General features: G+C 50.9%; 4 protein-coding genes. 1 reads left to right on the top strand and 3 read right to left on the bottom strand.

All coding sequences use genetic code 11. The features are described from left to right. The first annotated feature begins 235 nt into the window (after positions 1-235). Positions 236-2,017, top strand: coding sequence for a pyruvate kinase (gene pyk / locus AS151_RS07235; RefSeq protein ID WP_071516378.1), 1,782 nt, complete (start codon positions 236-238; stop codon positions 2,015-2,017). A 9-nt stretch (positions 2,018-2,026) separates the two neighbouring features. Here pyk and cysK read toward each other — a convergent pair whose 3' ends face one another. The 3 genes from cysK to polA form a co-directional block, all read right to left on the bottom strand. After that, on the bottom strand, positions 2,027-3,007 hold the full coding sequence (cysK, locus tag AS151_RS07240; RefSeq protein WP_071516379.1) for a cysteine synthase A: 981 nt from the start codon (positions 3,005-3,007) through the stop codon (positions 2,027-2,029). A 68-nt stretch (positions 3,008-3,075) separates the two neighbouring features. After that, entirely contained in the window at positions 3,076-3,513 is a 438-nt protein-coding gene (locus AS151_RS07245; RefSeq protein WP_071516380.1) for an Rrf2 family transcriptional regulator, read from the bottom strand. A gap of 106 nt (positions 3,514-3,619) precedes the next feature. Continuing rightward, the gene (gene polA / locus AS151_RS07250) at positions 3,620-6,526 is read right to left on the bottom strand and encodes a DNA polymerase I (RefSeq protein ID WP_071516381.1); all 2,907 of its coding nucleotides are present in this window, start codon (positions 6,524-6,526) and stop codon (positions 3,620-3,622) included. Between the last annotated feature and the right edge of the window lie 269 nt (positions 6,527-6,795).

Here is a 6,795-nt window from a genome sequence, read left to right on the forward strand (position 1 = left end):
CGGAGTCTGCTACGAGACCAAGGCTGGACTAACCGAACGCAATCGACACGAATGTCAATTTTTGTCCAGTGATTGGGTTAGTCTTAGCAATTCCCATTCGTAGTAGCCTTAACTTATATGGTATAAATAGGGTCGCAGCAAGCAAAGCTCGACGCCCTCCATACCAACAACTTGTGGTGAGCAAAGCCGAACCACCAGCCATAGCTGCAGAACTTACCTACTCGAACGATCGTTGATGCACTTTTCAAATACCTTACCGAGAACCAAAATCGTCGCTACCATTGGACCAGCGAGCAGCCAACCAGAAATCCTGCGTCAAATCATTCAAGCGGGAGCCACTACGCTGCGTCTGAACTTTTCCCACGGCACCCACGCCGACCACCAACGACACATTCGTTTAATCCGTCAAACCGCCTTTGAACTCAACCAACCCGTCGGCATCCTGCAAGACCTGCAGGGACCAAAAATCCGTTTGGGGCACTTTGAAAACGGTTCCATCACTCTAAACAAAGGCGATCGCTTCACCCTCACCTCCAAAACCGTCACCGGCACCTGCGAAATCGCCTCCGTCACCTACGAACCCCTCGCCGACGAAGTTCCCGAAGGTGCCACCATCCTCCTCGACGACGGCAAAGTAGAAATGCAGGTAGAACAAGTCGATCGCGCCAACCGTTCCCTGCACTGTCGCGTAGTTGCCGGCGGTTCCCTCTCCAACAGCAAAGGCGTCAACTTCCCCGGTGTCTACCTCTCCGTCAAAGCCCTCACCGAAAAAGACCGACAGGACCTGCTCTTTGGCTTAGACCAAGGCGTAGACTGGGTAGCTTTAAGTTTCGTCCGCGAACCCCAAGACATCCTAGAAATCAAAGACCTCATCTCCCAAGCCGACAAACGGGTTCCCGTGGTCGCCAAAATCGAAAAACACGAAGCCATCGAACAAATGGACGCCATCCTACCCCTGTGCGACGGCGTCATGGTAGCGCGCGGAGACCTGGGGGTAGAACTGCCCGCCGAAGAAGTACCCCTCCTGCAAAAACGGCTCATCGTCACCGCCAACCGGCTGGGAATTCCCGTGATTACCGCCACCCAAATGCTCGACAGCATGGTCAACAATCCCCGTCCCACCCGCGCGGAAATTTCCGACGTAGCCAACGCCATTTTAGACGGCACCGATGCAGTGATGCTCTCCAACGAAGCCGCCGTGGGGAAATATCCCGTGGAAGCCGTCAAAGTCATGGCCACCATCAGCCGCCGCATCGAACACGAACAAATCACCCGTAACGTCAGCAGCGTGCAAGACATCGGGCGTTCCATTCCCAACGCCATTTCCCAAGCGGTGGCCAAAATTGCCCACCAACTGGACGCCGCCGCCATTGTTACCCTCACCAAAAGCGGCTCCACAGCCCGCAACGTCTCCAAATTCCGTCCTCCCAAACCCATTTTAGCGGTCACCCCCCACGTGAGCGTGGCCAGACAACTGCAACTGGTATGGGGCGTCACGCCGCTATTGGTCTTGGATTTACCTTCCACCGGTCAAACCTTCCAGGCAGCCTTAGGGGTAGCACAAGAACAGGAATTGCTCTCGGAAGGAGATTTGGTGGTGATGACCGCCGGTACCTTGCAAGGGGTTTCCGGTTCCACCGATTTAATCAAAGTGGAAGTGGTTACCGCCACTTTGGGGCAAGGCATCGGTTTGGGTCAGGGGTCCGTCAGCGGACCAGCGCGGGTGGCGCGTTCTTCTAGCGATTTGACCAGCTTCAGCCCCGGAGAAATCTTGGTGGCTTCCTATACCAGTGCCGATTACGTAGAAGCCATTCGTCAAGCCGCCGGCGTCATTACTGAAGACGACAGCATGACCAGCCACGCCGCCGTGATTGGGATGCGGTTGGGCGTTCCCGTGATTTTGGGCGTGAAAGATGCCACCAAGAACATTCGCAGCGGCACGATTTTGAGTTTGGACGTACAGCGGGGTTTGGTGTATTCGGGGGCTATTGGTGCTGGCAAGGTGATGGTTTCCTAAATCATGGAACTAGGAAGGTTTGTTGCCCGCAGCAGCCATCTCGCTCTCGGTGATTTCTAAATCCTGAAATAGCGGCGTACTGAGGTAACGTTCGCCAAAGCTGGGTTGGATGGCGACAATTAGTTTGTCTTGGTTTTCCGGGCGGCGCGCCACCTGAATGGCAGCACACAAAGCGGCTCCCGAGGAAATCCCCGAGAGCAATCCTTCTTCCGAAGCCAAACGCCTGCCATACGCGATCGCGTCTTCATCGGAAACGGCAATGGTCTCATCAATGGCACTGGTATCCAAAACTTCCGGCACAAAACCAGCGCCAATGCCTTGAATCTTGTGGGGACCAGGCTTACCCCCCGATAAAATGGGACTGTTGGCCGGTTCCACCGCGATCGCTTGAAAGCTAGATTTGCGGGGCTTAATATACCGAGCCACCCCCGTAATCGTACCGCCCGTGCCCACACCAGAAATCAAAATATCCACCTGACCATCCGTATCTTCCCAAATTTCCGGACCGGTAGTTTCCTCATGAATTTTCGGGTTCGCCGGATTGCGGAACTGCTGCAGCATAAACGCTTCCGGCGTACTTTCCGTAATCTCCTGAGCGCGTTCGATCGCACCTGCCATGCCCCGCGATCCCGGCGTCAGTTCCAAACGAGCCCCATAAGCCCGCAACATGGACCGCCGTTCCTTACTCATGGTATCCGGCATGGTCAAAATCAGCTTGTATCCCCGCGCTGCCGCTACCATCGCCAGCGCAATCCCCGTATTGCCAGAAGTGGGTTCCACCAAAACCGTCTTCCCCGGCACAATCTTGCCCGCTTCTTCCGCCGCGCGAATCATACTCACGCCGATGCGGTCTTTCACCGATGCCGCCGGATTCATGCCTTCCAGCTTAAAAGCAATCCCAGCAACGCATCCTTCTGCCTCTGGAATGCGGTTCAAGCGCACCAAAGGCGTACGACCAACCAGTTCGGTAATACTTTCACCTATATGCATAAAGCGTTTCTCAGAATATACGTCTTCAGGAAAATGATTCGGCGGTTTGACTTCTCTGACCGAACCAGCTAAATGTAATACATCAAATTTAGTTGATTGCGCTCGTCGCGCCTTTCCCGTAAATCTTGAATGGTATATTTTTGCAAAACGGAATAAGCCGTTTCGCGCACCTCCTGCCAAATTTCGCCCACCACGGTACCTTCTACCGTTTGAGATTGGCAATCTTTGGCATTGGCTTCACCATCAAAACCCTCAATGCAACGCACCACATCAAACAACGTAATATGCCAAGGCTCGATGGCTAGCAAATAGCCACCCCTAGCCCCTCGTTGGCTGCGTACCAAATGGCTACGCCGCAGCGTTGCCAGCAACTGTTCTAAATAGCGATCGGGGATATTTTGCCCTGCCGCAATTTGACGAATTTGCATGGGTTCCGCATCCTCGTAATGGGTGGCAAGTTCTAGCAGGGCTAGCAGTGCGTATTGACTTTTACAAGAAAGTTCCACGGCTCCTACGGCAGAATACAATTTCGATGAATGCTAGTTCAACTATTCTTTATTATACCCCGGTTTTCCCGTAGGGATTGTAGGTTTTCTCAGAAGGAAGCGCAACCTATTTCGCTTCCATCCAATTCTTACCCACCTTCGCCTCCACCACCAAAGGCACCCGCAACTTTACAGCATTTTCCATCATCCCCTGAATCTTCGGGCGCAACTGCTCCCACTCCCCAGGCGGCATCTCCAAAATCAACTCGTCGTGAACCTGCACCAGCAACCGCGACTGGTACGGTTGTAACAAATTATGAATTTCCACCATCGCCTTTTTGATAATATCAGCACTCGACCCCTGAATCGGCGCATTGGCAGCCGCCCGCAACAACTGCGCATCCCCTTGGTCGATTTTTTGGTATTGTTCTGGCGTAATTTCATCCACCGGGCATCCCTGCAACTGCCGCAAACGCCGGCTGGCAAAATGAAACGTACGCCGTCGCCCCAAAATCGTCTCCACATATCCTTGGGAAATCGCCTCCCGCTTGGTATGCTCTAAGAACCAAAAAACCGCCGGATATTGCTCCTTCAACCGCTCGATGAATTTTTTGCCCTCTTTGAACGAAACCCCGGCTTCCTGGGCAAATCTCGCCGCCCCCATGCCATAAATCACCCCGAAGTTGATGGTTTTCCCCAAGCGACGTTCCTCATCCGTTACCGCTTCTTTGTCTTTGTCAAACAACAATTGTGCCGTTACCGTATGCACGTCGCGATTATTTTGATACGCATCCAACAAGACAGGTTCTTGACTGAGATGGGCTAAAATCCGCAGTTCGATTTGCGAATAATCAGCCGCTACCAGCAGCCAATCTTTTTCTGGGATAAAAGCTTGGCGAATTTGTCGGGAAAAAGCCGTACGGATGGGAATATTTTGCAGGTTAGGTTCCGAAGACGAAAGCCGCCCCGTAGAGGTTTTGGTTTGGTTGAAATGGGTATAAACCCGCTGGGTATTCGGGTCTACCAATTCTTGCAAAGCATCGACGTAGGTTGATTTGAGTTTTGCCAAACGGCGATATTCCAAGATGGCATCCACTACGGGATGGTCGCCTTGGAGTTTTTCTAAGGTTTTGGCATCGGTCGAGTAATTGCCGCTTTTGGTTTTGCGGGATTTTTTGGGATTTAAGCCCAATTTCTCAAACAGCAGGTAGCTTAGTTGCTTGGGAGAATCCAAGTTAAATTCTTCGCTGGCGGCTTCGTGGGCTTGTGCGGCTAATTTTTCCAAATCTTGGTGCAATTTTGCCGACAGGGAGGCTAAATAGTCGGTATCCACGCGAATGCCGCAATATTCCATATCGGCAAGAACTGGTTCCAGGGGTTGTTCTACTTCTAGCAGCAACCGATGCAGGGGGGGAATGGCTGCCAATTCTTCTTTGAGGTGGTAAGAAATTCGCCGGGTGGTGTAAACATCCATGCCGCAGTAGTAGGCAACGCTGGGAATGTCTACATCGGCGATGGTTTGTTTTTTGGGAACTAGTTCGTTGTAGGTGGGAACGCTAAGATTTAAATATTTTTGGGCGAGGTGGGAAAGGTTGTGAATGCCTTCTGGGTCTAATAAATAGCTGGCTAGCAGGGTATCGAAGACTACGCCTGCCAGGTCGATATTTTCGCATCGCCATAAAATGGAACGGTCGAATTTGCCGTTTTGCAGAACTTTGGGGTATTGTTCGCTTTCTAAGATGGGTTGCAGGATTTGCAAGACTTCCTGTTTTTCTAGTTGCTTGCCCTGTTGGTGGGAGATGGGAATATACGCTACTTCGGTGGGTTGGCTACCCCAGCAACAGCCCAAACCGACCAATTGGGCATGGCGGGGATTGAGGGCGGTGGTTTCGGTATCCCAGGCGACGGGATTTTCTGGGTCGGTGTGGGTTTTGAGAATGTTGGTGAGTTGGGTTAGTTTTTCCTGGGTGTCAACAATCCAGGGTTGAATGAGGCGGGTGGTTTCCTGTTTTTGGGCGGTATCTGCGGCGGAGAAAAACCAGGTTTGTTCGTCTTCGTCTTGGTTTTCGGTTTCGCTGTTTTGAGGGGGGTGGATTTCCAGGGGATTTCCCCCTAGTAAGGATTGGATGGTTTGGATTTGTTTGCTGAATTGTTTGAGTTCGAGTTTGACGAGTAAAGGTTCTAGGGTGGTAATGTTAAATCCTTGTAGTTTTAAGGATTTGATGTCAGTTTCTAGGGGAACGTTGCAGTCAATTTTGGCCATGAATTGGGAATGGTAGGCATGTTCTTTGCCGGTTTCGAGTTTTTTGCGGGTAGCGCCTTTGATTTCTTCGAGATGTTGGTAGATGTTGTCGAGGGTTTGGTAGGTTGATAATAATTTGGTGGCGGTTTTTTCGCCGATGCCTTTGACGCCGGGAATGTTATCGGATTTATCGCCGCAAAGGGCTTTGAAGTCTACGACTTGGGTGGGGGCAATTTGTAAGGTTTCGCGAACATTTGTTTCCCGGTAGGCAGTCAAACCGTTGCTTTTGCTGGAGGGGTATAATAGTTCGATATGTTGTTGGTCGTTGATGAGTTGGAATAAGTCGCGATCGCCGCTGAGAATTTTTACCCAATAGCCTTGGCTGGCAGCTTTTTGGGCAAGGGTTCCTAAGATATCGTCGGCTTCGTATCCGGCGGCGGTGACTACGGGTAGGTTGAGGGCTTGTAAAAGTTTTTGTAGGTATTCTAAATCTTCGAGAAAATCTTCTGGGGCTTCTGCGCGATCGCTTTTATAATTAACATCGGCATCGTGGCGAAAGGTGGGGGTAGATAGGTCAAACGCGATCGCTAAATGTTGGGGTTTTTCTGCTTCCATTACCTGCAACAGCGACTTGAGAAACCCATAGCAAACGCTGGTGGGAATGCCGGTAGAGGTTTTCAAACCGCCACTGGGTCGATTGGCAAAAGCGTAATAGGAACGAAAGGCTAAGGAATGTCCGTCTACCAAAATAATGGGAGAATCGTTTTTCGAGGAATTGGTGGCTTCAAACATAGATATTTTTTGATAGAAATAACCAACAGATTTACGATAGGGCGCTGTACAAAACATCCCTACATAAAAATTTCCATGGTATAGGTAGATTGCTATTTATTTGATAATTCTGGGCAAAAAAATACCCGCCCTTCCCTAGGATAGCGGGTATCGAGAAAACGAGCAATTCTAGAGATTCCCAAAATTTGACACTCTCACGAATAGAATTCGTGAGATTCTCGCTTCATCGGGTGTGCCTAGATAGATTAGCTATGAACTAGTCCATCCCC

This window comes from Geitlerinema sp. PCC 9228 (assembly GCF_001870905.1).
GTDB lineage: Bacteria > Cyanobacteriota > Cyanobacteriia > Cyanobacteriales > PCC-9228 > PCC-9228.